Source organism: Staphylococcus kloosii, assembly GCF_003019255.1.
GTDB lineage: Bacteria > Bacillota > Bacilli > Staphylococcales > Staphylococcaceae > Staphylococcus > Staphylococcus kloosii.
This window is the reverse complement of the sequence record NZ_CP027846.1, coordinates 1,943,254-1,958,626: the sequence shown is the minus strand read 5'-3', so window position 1 is coordinate 1,958,626 and position 15,373 is coordinate 1,943,254. Positions and strand designations below refer to the sequence as shown.

Below are 15,373 nucleotides of genomic sequence, written 5' to 3'. Positions count from 1 at the left end.
GTGTTGTTCAACCGATAATAGTTTATAAATGAGATATAGCTTGTTATAATAATATGGACGTAAAGATGTAAGCGCAACACTTTAGAATTATTAAAAATTATTGTGGGGTATAGTTATGAAATATAAAAGCGTTTTTGACATTATAGGACCAACAATGGTAGGTCCATCATCATCTCACACAGCTGGTGCAGTCAGAATTGGTTTAGTTGCAAGAGACTTGTTTGGTCAAACACCACAACAAGCAGATATATATTTGTATGGTTCATTTATGGAAACATACAGAGGTCATGGCACTGACGTAGCTTTAGTAGGTGGTTTACTCGGTTACGATACAGATGATGATCGTCTAACAAAAAGCTTAGAAACAGCTGAAGAAAAGGGCATGAAAGTGAATTTTATCGAAATGTCTGAAGAGCGTTCACATCCAAACACTGCCATAATTAATATGAGAGATGGCGACAAAGAGATTTCTGTCGAAGGTGTATCAATAGGTGGCGGTAAGATAGAAATTATAGCAATTAACGGCTTTAATATCGCTATTAGCGGTAATTATCCGGCGTTACTTGTCTTTCATAAAGATACGTTTGGTACGATTGGACGAGTGGCAAATATTTTGGGAGACTCAAGTATTAACGTTGGAAGTATGCAAGTTGCACGTAAAGAAAAAGGCGATCAAGCATTAATGACTTGCGAATTAGATGACGCTATTAATGATGAAATTATAGAGAGAATAAAAAACGTCGATGGTGTAGTGACTGTTTCACTCATGGGCGACGCCTAATGGAGGAATAGCATGTTTAAAAGTGTGAAAGAATTAATTGCAATTTGTGAATCCGAAAATAAAATGATTCATGAAGTAATGCTCGAGCAAGAAATGGAAGTAACTGGACTATCAGAAGAAGAAGTTTATGCTAATATGGATAAAAATTTACAAACTATGGAAAATGCCTTAGATGAAGGACTTGAAGGCGTAACATCAACTACAGGACTAACGGGTGGAGATGCAGTACTAATTAAAAATTATTTAGCTACAGGAAAATCATTAGCAGGTAATACGTTGTTAGACGCAGTGAGTAAGGCGGTTGCAACAAACGAAGTTAATGCAGCAATGGGTAAAATATGTGCCACACCAACTGCCGGTTCTGCGGGCGTAGTACCAGGCGTATTATTTGGACTAAAACCAAGATTAAATCCTTCAAGAAGAGATATGTTAAATTTCTTATTAACATCTGGCGCATTTGGCTTTGTAGTGGCTAACAATGCCTCAATTTCAGGCGCGGCTGGTGGTTGCCAAGCAGAAGTAGGTTCTGCAGCGGCGATGGCGGCAGGTGCAACTGTTGAATTAGCTGGTGGCACAGCACAACAATCAGCTGAAGCTTTTGCAATTTGTTTAAAGAATATGCTAGGTTTAGTATGTGATCCAGTTGCTGGTTTAGTTGAAGTACCTTGTGTTAAGAGAAATGCAGCGGGCGCATCTAATGCGATTGTTTCTGCTGATATGGCGTTAGCAGGCGTAACTTCTAGAATTCCAACGGATGAAGTAATTGAAGCAATGTATAAAATAGGACAAACAATGCCTTCTGCTTTAAGAGAAACAGGACGCGGAGGACTTGCAGGTACTCCAACAGGGCAACGTTTAAAACAAGAAATATTTGGTGATTAATCATGTCAAAAGTCAATTTAATAGAAAGTCCATTCCCATTATCTAACATTAAGGGTTTGGGTCCTAAACGGTTGGCAGTGTTAAATGAACTTAATATTAATACAGTTGAGGATTTAATCTTATACCTACCAACACGTTATGAAGATAATACTATAATTGACTTAACTGAGGCTGAAGATCAATCTATAGTGACAGTTGTAGGTGAAGTTTACTCATCTCCAACTGTCGCTTTTTTTGGTCGTAATAAATCCAAATTGACAGTTCATTTAATGGTGAACAATATAGCAGTTAAATGTGTGTTTTTTAATCAACCGTATTTGAAAAAGAAAATAGAGTTACACGGTAAAGTAATTGTAAAAGGGAAATGGTTGCGTAACAAGCAAGAAATTAATGGCAATAGAATGTTTTTTAATGAAGAGAACATAAATGAAGATGAACAGTTTGAGCCAGTTTATAGAATTAAAGAAGGCATTAAGCAAAAGCCGTTACGTGATATGATTCGACAAGTGCTGGATGAAGTTACAATACATGAATGGTTATCTCAAGATTTAAGAGATAAATACAAGCTTGAAACTTTAGAACAGACATTGAAAGCTTTACATTTTGCGACCGATAAACAATCGTTATTAAAAGCAAGACGTACATACGCTTTTACCGAATTGTTTTTATTTGAACTTAGAATGCAATGGTTAAATAGATTAGAAAAGACTTCAGATGAAGCAGTTGAAATCGACTATGATATTGAAAAAGTAAAACAATTTATTAATAATCTGCCGTTCGAATTAACCGATGCCCAAAAGTCGAGTGTTAACGAAATATTTAGAGATTTAAAAGCACCGATTAGAATGCATCGATTATTGCAAGGTGATGTGGGTTCCGGTAAAACGGTAGTAGCTGCAATATGTATGTATGCATTGAAAACTTCGGGCTACCAATCAGCCTTAATGGTACCTACGGAAATTTTAGCCGAACAACACGCAGAAAGCTTGGTCGATTTATTTGGTGACACGATGAACGTGGCCCTACTAACAGGTTCAGTTAAAGGAAAAAAACGTAAAGTGTTATTACAACAATTGGCAGAAGGGTCTATAGATTGTTTGATAGGCACGCATGCGCTGATACAAGAAGATGTTGTATTTAATAACGTTGGGTTAGTTATTACTGATGAACAACATCGCTTTGGTGTGAATCAACGACAATTGTTAAGAGAAAAAGGTGCGATGACGAACGTATTATTTATGACGGCCACACCAATTCCAAGAACTTTGGCGATTTCGGTATTTGGTGAAATGGATGTCTCTTCAATTAAACAGTTACCTCGTGGGCGTAAGCCAATTATTACGAGTTGGTCGAAACATGAAGCGTATGAAGACGTGTTAAATCAAATGACCAATGAACTTAAAAAAGGGAGACAAGCTTATGTTATTTGTCCCCTAATTGAAAGTTCTGAGCATTTAGAAGACGTACAAAATGTCGTCGCTTTATTTGAATCTTTGAAAGATTATTATGGTGAACAACGCGTAGGGATACTACATGGCAAGTTATCTAGCGATGAGAAAGATGCTGTGATGCAACGCTTTAGTGATCATGAAATAGATATACTTGTGTCAACGACAGTTGTAGAAGTAGGTGTTAACGTACCAAATGCGACATTCATGATGATTTATGATGCAGACCGATTCGGTTTATCTACACTTCATCAATTAAGAGGTCGTGTAGGACGAAGCGATCAACAAAGTTATTGTGTTTTAATTGCTTCACCAAAAACAGAAGTCGGTATTGAGCGTATGAATATTATGACTCAAACGACAGATGGTTTTGAATTAAGTGAACGAGACCTTGAAATGAGAGGACCTGGTGATTTCTTTGGCGTGAAGCAAAGTGGTTTACCTGATTTCTTAGTTGCGAACGTAGTAGAAGATTATAAAATGTTAGAAGTGGCAAGAGATGAAGCAGCAGAATTGATTCAATCTGGCGCCTTTTTCTCGAGTGAATATGAACGTTTGAGACATTTTATAGAACGTAATTTACTTTATACAAGTTTTGATTAATTATAAATATAAAAAATACTCGCTCAAGACAATGTGTTTTGAACGAGTATTTTATGTTACTGAGATGTTTTTATTTAAGTACGCCTACATCATTCCATGCTTTATCTATAGCTTTAACTTCTTTACTTTTCGTACCATATAATTGTGCTGCAGCTTTTTTAAGTGCAACTTTAGCATCGTGGAACTTTGCGTTAGGTGTTAAATAACGAGTTAAAGTTAAGTAATAGACGCGTTCTGCCTTATCTTTACCAATTGCCTTGATCGTTAGATATGCAGCTTTGTTAGGAATACCGCTATTAATATGAACACCACCACTATCATTTGGTCCATTGTAATAATTTTTCATATGAGCTGGTTGTTTATATTTTTCAGGATTAGAAATACTACGTATGCCATCGCCTTTAATTTTAGGCGTATAAGCGTCTTCGCCAATTAACCAATCATTCGGGTCAACAAAATATGCAAAGACATCGGAAATAGATTCGTTAAGGGCGCCAGTTTGATTTTTATAAACTAATTTAGCTGTACGTGCAGTTACAGCGTGTGTTAATTCATGGGCAATAATATCTTTTGAAGCGGACAACGCCTTAAATTGTTTGCCATCGCCATCACCATAAATCATATATTGTCCCGTCCAAGCGGCATTATTGAAATTTTTACCGTAATGTACAAATGAATCAATGCGGCCACCTTTATTATCATAACTATTACGGTTGAATTTTTTAAGATAATAGTGATATATTTCATTGGCATAATAGTGAGCATCAACGCCAGCTTTTTGTGATGATTTGTTAAAATTACTTGTCGTATTGGTAATAGGCACAGCCCATGTAGTTGTATTATTTGCTGTTTTTGTATTCATTTTTGCCTTCTGTGATGTATCGTTTAAAGTGTATTGTGTTTTACCTTTAACTTTCGCAGAAGTTAAGTTTAATGGCTTTTTAATATCCCCATTAACGCCTGTGCCTTTACCTTTTACAGACGCTTCTTCAATAATGTCATCTTTTTTTAAAATGGCACCGTTCGTAGCGTCTACTTGAATTTTCCAATGTGCAACATAGGGACTAGAATAATTTATTTCTACATTATAAACATAACGTTGCTTATCACTATTAATGTCTAATTTATTATTATTTATAACTTTGTAGCCATCTATATTTTTTACTTGATTTCTCGCTAATCCAATTGCTTCAAATGCTTTTTTCTCAGCTTGTTGTTTAGTAAGGGAAATTTTATTATTAACATTTAGATATGGTTTATTTAAAGTTCCATTTACAAGTGTTGTTTTATCGTTCTTATCAACATGAACCTTAATAACGCTATCACTTGCTACTATATTATGTATTTTAGGTTGTAATTCATAATGTGTACCACCCGTGTTATCTTCTTTTCTGTTAATCACAGTATATTGATTGAAGGCTTCTGGTAATTTGGGTTGTTGAGCATTTGGTGTTGATTTTTCTAAAATTTTTGTAGCATTGTTTTGTAATAAGTGTTCTGCAGATGTATCGCTGTTTACTGGTTGTTTTTTTATTGAAGTTAAAGATTCAGCTGTGACGCTGTTCGTTTGTGATTGTTCAGCAGCGTTTGCAAAGTTAGTTGAAAAAGCGAGTAACGTACAAGTAGCTATTGTACATGTCCAAAATTTCTTCATATTGTCCCCCTGAAATAGTTTCTAAGTTTAATTGATTGTGTTTTGCAATATACAATAGCTGCCGTTAAATTAATTAAATTATACATTTTCAAAAGAATTTATACAATAATAAGTTGGTTATATGAAGGAAAGTTAAAAAATATTAGTAATAATTTTAATAAATATTGATAATTTTGAAATATATAAAGGATTAGATATGCTAGACAAACAAATAAATCACATAATTGTTGAGCAATTAAAATAGAAAGTGTTATGATATGTTAGGAATGTTTAAGACTTGGTACTAAAAAATGATTAAGGAGGGTTTTTGTGAAATTAAAAAAGCAAGCAAGACGTGACTCAATTAAAAAAGAAATAGAACGAAATCCCTTCATTACAGATTTGGATTTAAGTGAAAAGTTTGACGTAAGTATTCAAACAATACGCTTAGATCGTACCAACTTGAATATACCGGAATTACGCAAACGAATTAAAAATGTTGCTAAAGAAAATCATGATAGAATTCGGTCGATCGATGGGAGCGAAATCATAGGTGACGTTATAAACGTAGAGCCAGATAAACATGCAGTATCTATTATTAATATAGGAGAAGATTCAGTTTTTTCTCGTAATTTAATTGCTAGAGGACATGTTCTATTTGCTCAAGCCAATTCATTATGTGTCGCTTTAATACATAAACCAGTCGTTTTAACAAAAGAAAGTAATATTAAATTTATAAAAACAGTTAAATTAAATGATATTGTGACTGCAGAAGCACAAGTAGTAGAATATAAAGAAAAATATTATATTATTGAAGTGAAATCGTACGTTAAAGAGCAACAAGTTTTTGGTGGCACTTTCAAAATGTATTATACAAGTGAGGATGAAATAAATGGTTAAAATTGCAATTGATATGATGGGTGGGGACGATGCACCTCAAATTGTACTAGAAGCTGTAGAAAAAGCAGTTAATGATTTTAAAGATTTAGAAATTATATTATTTGGTGATAAAGATCAATGTAATTTAAACCACGGACGTGTTGAAGTTAGACATTGTACCGAAGAAATTACAATGGAAGATGAACCAGTAAGAGCAATAAAGAGAAAGAAAGATAGTTCTATGGTTCGCATGGCTGAAGCTGTTAAATCAGGCGAAGCAGACGGTTGTGTATCAGCCGGTAATACAGGTGCCTTAATGTCAGCTGGATTATTTATTGTTGGCCGTATTAGTGGGGTGTCGAGACCCGCTTTAGTTGTTACGTTACCGACAACTTCAGGTAGAGGATTCGTCTTTATGGACGTTGGTGCTAACGCTGATGCGAAAGCGGAGCATTTATTACAATATGCACAATTAGGAAATATTTATGCTCAAAAGATTCGTGGCATTGAACAACCATCTGTTGGTTTATTAAATATTGGTACAGAGGCAGCCAAAGGCAATGCCTTAACTAAAAAAGCATTTAACTTAATGGAAGAACAAAATGACTTTAAATTTAATGGTAATGTCGAAGCGAAAGGTTTAATGGAAGATGCTGCCGATGTTATCGTTACAGATGGATACACTGGTAATATGATATTAAAAAATCTTGAAGGCGTAGCCAAAGCTTTTGGCAAAATGTTTAAAGAAACATTATTAAGTAGTTTCAAAAACAAAATGGCAGCTTTAGTTTTACGTAAAGATTTACAAGGTTTAACACGTAAAATGGACTATGCAGAATACGGTGGTTCAGTATTACTTGGCTTAGACGGCATCGTTGTAAAAGCACATGGTAGTTCAAGTGCTAAAGCATTTTACTCTGCAATTAGACAGGCTAAAATTGCCGGAGAACAAGAGATTGTTAAAACTATGAGAGAAACGGTTGGTGAATAATATGGGTAAAACAGCTGTAATTTTCCCAGGACAAGGGTCACAAAAAGTAGGCATGGCGCATGATTTATATAACGTTGATAGCAATGCTACAGCAGTATTGGATCAAGCTGCAGAACAATTAGATTTTGATATTTTAGAGACAATGTTTACTGATAGTGAAGATAAATTAGGACAAACTGAAAATACACAACCAGCTTTACTAACGCATAGTGTCGCTTTATATGAGGCGTTAAATAATCTGAATGCAGATTATACTATGGGTCATAGTCTTGGAGAATATTCAAGTTTAGTAGCAAGTGGCGTATTAAAATTTGAAGATGCAGTAAAAATTGTAAGAAAACGTGGTCAACTTATGGCTGAAGCATTCCCAAATGGTGTCGGTAGCATGGCAGCTGTACTTGGTTTAAATTACGACGAAGTGGATGCTATTTGTAAAAAATTGTCGACTGATGATGAAATTATCGAACCTGCAAATATTAATGCTCCAGGACAAATCGTTGTATCTGGACACAAAACGTTAATAGACAAACTTGCAGAAGAAGGTAAATCATTAGGTGCTAAACGTGTTATGCCATTATCTGTATCAGGACCTTTCCATTCATCAATGATGCAAGTAATAGAAGAACAATTTGCAGAATATATTGAGCAATTTGAATGGCATGATGCACAGTTCCCAGTCGTGCAAAATGTTGATGCTCAACCTGAGACTGATAGCTCTGTAATAAAACAAAACATGATTAAGCAACTATATTCACCTGTGCAATTTATTCAATCTACAGAATGGTTAATTGACCAAGGTGTTGACCATTTTATCGAAGTTGGACCAGGTAAAGTTTTATCTGGATTGATTAAGAAAATCAATAGAGACGTAAAATTAACTTCAATTCAAACTATTGAAGATTTAAAAGGATGGAATGAAAATGACTAAAAGTGCATTAGTAACTGGAGCTTCAAGAGGTATTGGACGTAGTATAGCCCTACAATTAGCTGAAGAAGGCTATAATGTAGCAGTTAACTACGCAGGAAGTAAAGAAAAAGCAGAAGCAGTTGTAGAAGAAATTAAAGCTAAAAATGTAGAAAGTTTTGCAATTCAAGCAAACGTTGCAGACGGTAATGAAGTTAAAGCAATGATTAAAGAAGTCGTAAATCAATTTGGTTCAGTTGATGTTTTAGTAAATAATGCGGGTATCACACGTGATAATTTATTAATGCGTATGAAAGAATCAGAATGGGACGATGTTATCGATACAAACTTAAAAGGTGTCTTTAATTGTATTCAAAAAGTAACGCCTCAAATGCTTCGTCAAAAAAGTGGTTCAATCATTAATTTATCAAGTGTTGTAGGCGCTGTAGGTAACCCAGGTCAAGCTAACTATGTAGCGACAAAAGCAGGTGTAATCGGTTTAACTAAATCAAGCGCACGTGAATTAGCATCTAGAAACATTACTGTTAATGCTGTAGCGCCTGGATTTATCGTTTCAGATATGACAGATGCTTTAAGCGAAGAATTGAAATCACAAATGTTAGAGCAAATTCCACTTTCAAGATTTGGTGACGATACTGATATTGCTAATACTGTAGCATTCTTGGCATCAGATAAAGCTAAATATATCACTGGCCAAACAATACACGTAAACGGTGGTATGTACATGTAAGTAAGTAGAACTATTATTGTTAAAAATAATAGTTACCTTTATAATACGACTTAGCCACATCGTTTTCTGAAATTTAACGACTAACAGGGTGAAATAACGCTTGTATTTCGTTGCATAAAATGGGAAAATGATAAAGTCTATGTATATTCTTTTTAAAGGAGGTGAATCGACGTGGAAAACTTCGATAAAGTAAAAGATATCATCGTTGATCGATTAGGTGTTGATGCTGATAAAGTAACTGCTGATGCATCATTTAAAGACGATTTAGGTGCTGACTCACTTGATATCGCTGAATTAGTAATGGAATTAGAAGATGAATTTGGTACTGAAATTCCTGATGAAGAAGCTGAAAAAATCAACACAGTTGGTGATGCTGTTAACTTCATTAACAGTCTTGAAAAATAATAAATCAAAATCTGGACCGTTTCCTTGCGGTTCAGATTTTTTATTGACTTCGATTTTTGATATGAAACAACTTAATATGATAAAGAAATACTATAGGTTTTCCCTTTAGTTTTAACTTGTTTTAACGTAAAATCATATATGTATGACTATGTTTAATAAGTTTAGGAGGAAAGAGATTGAGCAACAACAAAAAGACAGAAATAATTAATGACTTCAAAGATAGGTTTGCACAAAAGATGAAACAATTAAACTTAACTTATAACAATGTTGAGTTATACCAACAAGCGTTTTCTCATTCAAGTTTTATTAATGATTTTAATATGAATCGTTTAGACCATAATGAACGATTAGAATTTTTAGGAGATGCGGTATTAGAATTGACGGTTTCACGCTACTTATTTGATAAATATCCAGACTTACCAGAAGGTAACTTGACAAAAATGCGTGCCACAATAGTTTGTGAACCTTCACTTGTAATATTTGCCAATAAAATACAGTTGAATGAATTAATTTTACTAGGTAAAGGCGAAGAGAAAACAGGGGGACGTACGAGACCTTCATTAGTTTCAGATGCTTTCGAAGCCTTTGTAGGTGCATTATATTTAGATCAAGGTTTAGAATCTGTATGGTATTTTGCTCAGCACGTTATTTTTCCTTTTGCTGAAGATGATGAACTTGATGGTGTTATCGATTTTAAAACTCAATTTCAGGAATTTGTACACCAACAAAATAAAGGTGATGTAACTTATAGACTTATCAAAGAAGAAGGCCCAGCACATCATCGTTTATTTACTTCAGAAGTAATCTTAGAAAACACAGCTATAGCAGAAGGTAAAGGTAAGACCAAAAAAGAATCTGAACAAAAGGCTGCAGAAAGTGCCTACAAAACGATGGTAACTAAAGTTTAAGGCATTTAAATAGATACGATTACTTAGCACAAATAGGTGAAGACTCTTACGTAGAGTTGGTAATGTATTAAGGAGAATAGCATGGTATATTTAAAATCGATAGATACGTTTGGTTTTAAGTCATTCGCTGAACATACGACCGTACATTTTGACAAAGGTGTAACGGCGATTGTAGGTCCAAACGGTAGTGGAAAAAGTAATATAACTGATGCCATCAAATGGGTATTAGGTGAACAATCTGCCAAATCTTTACGTGGCGCTAAAATGGAAGACATTATATTTTCAGGTGCAGAACATCGTAATGCTCAAAATTATGCCGAAGTTAAATTAAAATTAGATAATAAATCTGGCAAACTACAAATTGATGAGCAAGAAGTTGTTGTGACACGTCGACTCTATAGAAGTGGCGATAGTGAATATTTTTTAAATAATGATAAAGCACGTTTAAAGGATATAGTAGATCTATTTTTAGATTCAGGTTTAGGTAAGGAAGCTTTTAGTATTATATCTCAAGGTAGAGTAGATGAAATTCTGAATGCGAAACCGATTGATAGAAGACAGATACTAGAAGAATCTGCAGGCGTGTTAAAATATAAAAAACGTAAAACTGCTTCAGTACAAAAGTTAGATCAAACGGAAGACAATCTAACTAGAGTTGAAGACATTTTATACGACTTAGAAGGACGTGTAGAACCACTTAGAGAAGAAGCAGCAATTGCAAAAGAATATAAACATTTGTCTAAAGAAATGGAAAAAAGCGATGTACTAGTTACTGTGCATGATATCGAGCAATATAATGACAACATTAATAAATTAGACAATAATTTAAATAACCTTAAAAGCCAGCAAGAAACAAAAGAAGCACAAAAAGTTCAACATTCAAATGCGATTACTAAGTATAAGGCTGAACGTCAGCAATTAGATGACACAATTGAATCGTTAAACTATAAGTTAGTAAAAGCTACTGAAGAAGTTGAAAAATACACTGGTCAACTCAACGTTTTAGAAGAACGTAAGAAAAACCAATCCGAAACCAATGCACGTTTTGAAGAAGAACAAGAAAGTGTAGCTGTACAAATAGAACAGTTACAACAAGAACTTGCAAAAGCAAAAGAGCAGCGTAGCTCATTAAGTAAGCAGCAACAACAATTAACTAAAGAAATCGAACAAATTGAATCACAACTTTATGTTTCTGATGAGCAACATGATGAAAAATTAGAAGCAATAAGAGACGAATATTATACATTGATATCAGAACAATCTGATGTAAATAACGATATTCGCTTTTTAGAACATACGATTCAAGAAAATGAAAGCAAGCAATCTAGATTAGACTCACGATTACTTGAAGCTTATAACCAACTAAAAGAATTGCAAAGCGAAATTAACGATAAGCAACAACAGTATGATGAAAAGCAACGTGAATTAAATAAGCTAGATAAAGAACTAAAATCGTGTGAAAAACAATTAACTGCAACGAAACAACAACAAACTGAATATGAAGATAAATTACATCAAGCTTATAGATATAATGAAAAGTTAAAATCTCGAATTGATAGCATTGCAACACAACAAGAAGACTATAGTTATTTCTTCAATGGTGTAAAGCATATTTTGAAAGCTAAAGAACAAAAACTATCAGGTATTCATGGTGCAGTGGCTGAAATTATCCAAGTACCTTCAAATTTAACAAAGGCGATTGAAACTGCATTAGGTGCCTCATTACAACACGTCATTGTTGATACTGAAAAAGATGGACGCGCGGCGATACAATACTTAAAGCAAAATGGTTTAGGGCGTGCAACGTTTTTACCATTAAATGTTGTACAATCACGACAATTAGCTATGGATATTCGTCAATCTGCACAACAATCTGAAGGATTTGTAACGATAGCAGCTGAAGGCGTGGAAACAAATGATAAATATCAAAAGGTCATCCAAAACTTATTAGGCAACACCATAATCGTTGATGATTTGAAACACGCCAATGAATTAGCAAGAGCCATTCGTTACCGTACAAGAATTGTTACTTTAGATGGAGATATTGTTAACCCTGGCGGATCTATGACAGGCGGTGGCGATAGAAAAACGAAAAGTATTTTAGCTCAAAAAGATGAACTTAATTCTATGCGTAACCAACTGGAAGACTATCAAAGACAGACAGTTAATTTTGAACAAGAGTATAAATCGTTAAAAGAAAAATCAGATGGTTTAAGCGAATCTTATTTTGATTTGAGTCAGCAGTATAATAAGGTGAAGCAAGTCGTTCACGAATATGAGCTAGAGTTAGATAAATTACGGAAAAGTGAAAGCCATCTTAAAAATGAACATGAAGAATTTGAGTTTGAAAAAAATGATGGTTACCAAAGTGAAACGAGTCGTCAAACTTTAGCAGATAAAAAGCAAAAATTAGAAGAAATTCAAACCTCTTTACAACAATTAGAGAAAGATATTGATGTTTATACTAAATTATCAAAAGAGGGTAAAGAAAATACTACGCAAACGCAACAGCAATTACATCAAAAGCAATCTGATTTAGCAGTAGTTAAAGAAAGATTGAAGAGTCAACGTCAAGAAGAAGAGCGCTTAAATAAACAGCTTACTTCAGCAACAGAGCAACAACAAAAGATTGAAGAACAAATTAATTTCTTTAATTCTGAAGATATGACAGGCCAAAAGGCGTTTGATAACGTGCAACAAAATATCGATGATAGTAAGGCAGAGAAAGAAACGTTAACTGCCAAACTGGCAGAAATAAAAGAACAAAGAAGTCAGTTAAATGAGACGGTAGAAGAAACTGATGCTTTATTACAAGAAGCACATAGAGATATCTTATCTATCGAAAATAGCTATCAAGATATTAAATCAGAACAATCTAGACTTGATGTATTAATTAATCATGCAATCGATCATTTAAGTGAAACGTATCATTTAACTTTTGAACGTGCGAAAGAATTATATGAATTAGACGAAGATATCGATACATTACGTAAAAAAGTTAAATTAACAAAAATGTCTATTGAAGAACTTGGCCCAGTTAATTTAAATGCAATTGAACAATTTGAAGAAATCAACGAACGTTATACATTCTTAAATGAACAGCGTACAGATTTAAGAGAAGCTAAAGTTACGTTAGAACAAATTATTGACGAAATGGACCAAGAAGTGAAAGATCGTTTTAAAGAAACGTTCCATGCTGTACAAGGTCATTTTACAGAAGTATTTAAAACTTTATTTGGTGGCGGACAGGCAGAGCTACGTTTAACTGATGATGATTATTTATCTGCAGGGGTTGATATTATAGTACAACCTCCAGGTAAAAAACTACAACACTTGTCATTATTAAGTGGTGGCGAAAGAGCGCTAAGCGCGATTGCATTGTTATTTGCAATATTAAAAGTGCGTTCTGCACCATTTGTTATACTCGACGAAGTAGAAGCGGCGCTCGATGAAGCAAACGTTATTAGATATGCGAATTATTTAAATAATTTATCTGATCAAACGCAGTTTATAGTTATCACGCATAGAAAAGGTACAATGGAATATTCCGATAGACTATATGGTGTTACAATGCAAGAATCAGGAGTTTCTAAACTTGTGAGTGTGAACTTAAATACGATTGACGAAGTAATGAAGGAGGAACAAGCATGAGTTTTTTCAAACGCTTAAAAAATAAATTTTCAGGTGCAGACCAACAAGAAGAACAAGAACAAAATCAACTCGACACCTCATTGACAGATGACAGTGAAGTTGAGTCGACAGAGGAAAAACCCAAAAAGAAACCTAAAAAATTAAAAGAAGCAGATTTTGACGAAGACGGCATGATATCCATTGAAGACTTTGAAGAAATTGAAGCACAACAATTAGGTGCGAAATTCAAAGCCGGGTTAGAAAAATCACGTCAAAACTTCCAAGAACAGTTAAATAATTTAATTGCTAAATACCGTAAAGTTGATGAAGATTTCTTCGAGGCATTGGAAGAAATGTTAATTACAGCTGATGTAGGCTTTAATACCGTAATGCAATTAGTAGATGAATTACGTGATGAAGCACGTCGTAGAAATATTCAAGAAACGGCAGATTTACGTGAAGTTATCGTTGAAAAAATAGTAGAAATCTATCACCAAGATAGTGAACACTCTGAAGTGATGAATTTAGAAGACGATAGATTAAATGTCATTTTAATGGTTGGTGTTAACGGTGTTGGTAAAACAACAACAATTGGTAAGTTAGCACACCGCTATCAAGCTGAAGGCAAAAAAGTGATGTTAGCAGCAGGTGATACATTTAGAGCCGGCGCTATCGAACAACTTAAAGTTTGGGGCGAACGTGTTGGTGTTGAGGTCGTCAGCCAAGCTGAAGGTTCTGACCCAGCAGCAGTAATGTATGACGCTATAAACGCAGCTAAAAATAAAGGTGTAGATATTTTAATTTGTGATACTGCAGGAAGATTACAAAATAAATCTAATTTAATGAATGAATTAGAAAAAGTAAAACGTGTAATCGGACGTTCAATACCTGATGCACCGCACGAAGTATTATTGTGTTTAGATGCAACGACGGGTCAAAATGCTTTATCACAAGCTAGCTCATTTAAAGACGTAACAAATGTTACAGGTATCGTTTTAACTAAATTAGATGGTACAGCAAAAGGTGGTATCGTCTTAGCGATACGTAATGAATTGCATATTCCGGTTAAATATGTTGGACTAGGCGAGAAGCTAGATGATTTACAGCCATTCAACCCAGAAAGTTATGTTTATGGCTTATTTGCCGACATGATTGAAGAAAATGTGGATGAACTTCCTGAAGATACAGATGAAAGTTCAACATTAGATGAAGAGGGCTCAACAGATGGCTCAAAATGATCTCGTTAAGACGTTACGAATGAATTATTTGTTTGATTTTTATCAAGCATTATTAACTGAAAAGCAACGTAACTATTTACAATTATTTTACTTAGAAGATTATTCATTAAGTGAAATTGCTGATACTTTTGAAGTGAGTCGACAAGCAGTTTATGATAATATAAGAAGAACTGGCGACTTAGTAGAAGATTATGAAACTAAGCTAGGACTTTATAAAAACTTTGAGCAAAGAAAAGCATTGTATGAAGAAATAAAACAACATATAAATGATTCTGAAAAAGTGTTAGAAGCAATAAAAACACTAGAACAAATAGATTAAA

At 34.1% G+C, this 15,373-nt stretch carries 13 protein-coding genes; 12 read left to right on the top strand and 1 reads right to left on the bottom strand.

The window, feature by feature from the left end:
- The first annotated feature begins 115 nt into the window (after window positions 1-115).
- The 3 genes from sdaAB to recG are packed head-to-tail and all read left to right on the top strand — an operon-like array spanning window position 116 to window position 3,714.
- Entirely contained in the window at window positions 116-781 is a 666-nt protein-coding gene (gene sdaAB, locus C7J89_RS09705; protein ID WP_061854866.1) for an L-serine ammonia-lyase, iron-sulfur-dependent subunit beta, read from the top strand.
- A gap of 12 nt (window positions 782-793) precedes the next feature.
- Window positions 794-1,663, top strand: coding sequence for an L-serine ammonia-lyase, iron-sulfur-dependent, subunit alpha (sdaAA, locus tag C7J89_RS09700; protein ID WP_061854865.1), 870 nt, complete (start codon window positions 794-796; stop codon window positions 1,661-1,663).
- Window positions 1,664-1,665: 2 nt separating this feature from the next.
- Window positions 1,666-3,714, top strand: coding sequence for an ATP-dependent DNA helicase RecG (gene recG, locus C7J89_RS09695; RefSeq protein WP_103294963.1), 2,049 nt, complete (start codon window positions 1,666-1,668; stop codon window positions 3,712-3,714).
- Window positions 3,715-3,784: 70 nt separating this feature from the next.
- Here the strand turns inward: recG and C7J89_RS09690 are convergent, their stop codons facing one another.
- Complete coding sequence (locus C7J89_RS09690) at window positions 3,785-5,368, bottom strand: M4 family metallopeptidase (RefSeq protein ID WP_103294962.1); 1,584 nt, start codon at window positions 5,366-5,368, stop codon at window positions 3,785-3,787.
- Window positions 5,369-5,677: 309 nt separating this feature from the next.
- On the opposite strand from C7J89_RS09690, the gene fapR reads away from it, so the two are divergent.
- The 9 genes from fapR to C7J89_RS09645 all read left to right on the top strand — a co-directional run bounded on the left by fapR (window position 5,678) and on the right by C7J89_RS09645 (window position 15,372).
- A complete protein-coding gene (fapR, locus tag C7J89_RS09685; RefSeq protein ID WP_061854862.1) occupies window positions 5,678-6,247 on the top strand; it encodes a transcription factor FapR in 570 nt (189 codons plus the stop codon).
- Entirely contained in the window at window positions 6,240-7,217 is a 978-nt protein-coding gene (plsX, locus tag C7J89_RS09680; RefSeq protein WP_061854861.1) for a phosphate acyltransferase PlsX, read from the top strand. Before fapR ends, plsX begins: the two co-directional genes overlap by 8 nt.
- A gap of 1 nt (window position 7,218) precedes the next feature.
- Window positions 7,219-8,145 (top strand): ACP S-malonyltransferase, encoded by a 927-nt coding sequence (gene fabD, locus C7J89_RS09675; RefSeq protein WP_061854860.1) that lies wholly within the window; start codon window positions 7,219-7,221, stop codon window positions 8,143-8,145.
- On the top strand, window positions 8,138-8,872 hold the full coding sequence (fabG, locus tag C7J89_RS09670; RefSeq protein ID WP_061854859.1) for a 3-oxoacyl-[acyl-carrier-protein] reductase: 735 nt from the start codon (window positions 8,138-8,140) through the stop codon (window positions 8,870-8,872). Before fabD ends, fabG begins: the two co-directional genes overlap by 8 nt.
- 171 nt (window positions 8,873-9,043) lie before the next feature.
- A complete protein-coding gene (locus tag C7J89_RS09665) occupies window positions 9,044-9,277 on the top strand; it encodes an acyl carrier protein (protein ID WP_002462381.1) in 234 nt (77 codons plus the stop codon).
- A 176-nt stretch (window positions 9,278-9,453) separates the two neighbouring features.
- Window positions 9,454-10,185 carry a ribonuclease III gene (rnc, locus tag C7J89_RS09660; RefSeq protein ID WP_061854858.1) on the top strand — a complete coding sequence of 244 codons (732 nt, stop codon included), beginning with the start codon at window positions 9,454-9,456 and terminating at the stop codon, window positions 10,183-10,185.
- Window positions 10,186-10,266: 81 nt separating this feature from the next.
- A complete protein-coding gene (gene smc, locus C7J89_RS09655) occupies window positions 10,267-13,836 on the top strand; it encodes a chromosome segregation protein SMC (protein WP_103294961.1) in 3,570 nt (1,189 codons plus the stop codon).
- Window positions 13,833-15,053 (top strand): signal recognition particle-docking protein FtsY, encoded by a 1,221-nt coding sequence (gene ftsY / locus C7J89_RS09650; protein WP_061854856.1) that lies wholly within the window; start codon window positions 13,833-13,835, stop codon window positions 15,051-15,053. The genes smc and ftsY overlap by 4 nt, the downstream gene beginning before the upstream one ends.
- Window positions 15,040-15,372 (top strand): putative DNA-binding protein, encoded by a 333-nt coding sequence (locus tag C7J89_RS09645; protein ID WP_061854855.1) that lies wholly within the window; start codon window positions 15,040-15,042, stop codon window positions 15,370-15,372. Before ftsY ends, C7J89_RS09645 begins: the two co-directional genes overlap by 14 nt.
- The last annotated feature ends 1 nt before the right edge of the window (window position 15,373 follow it).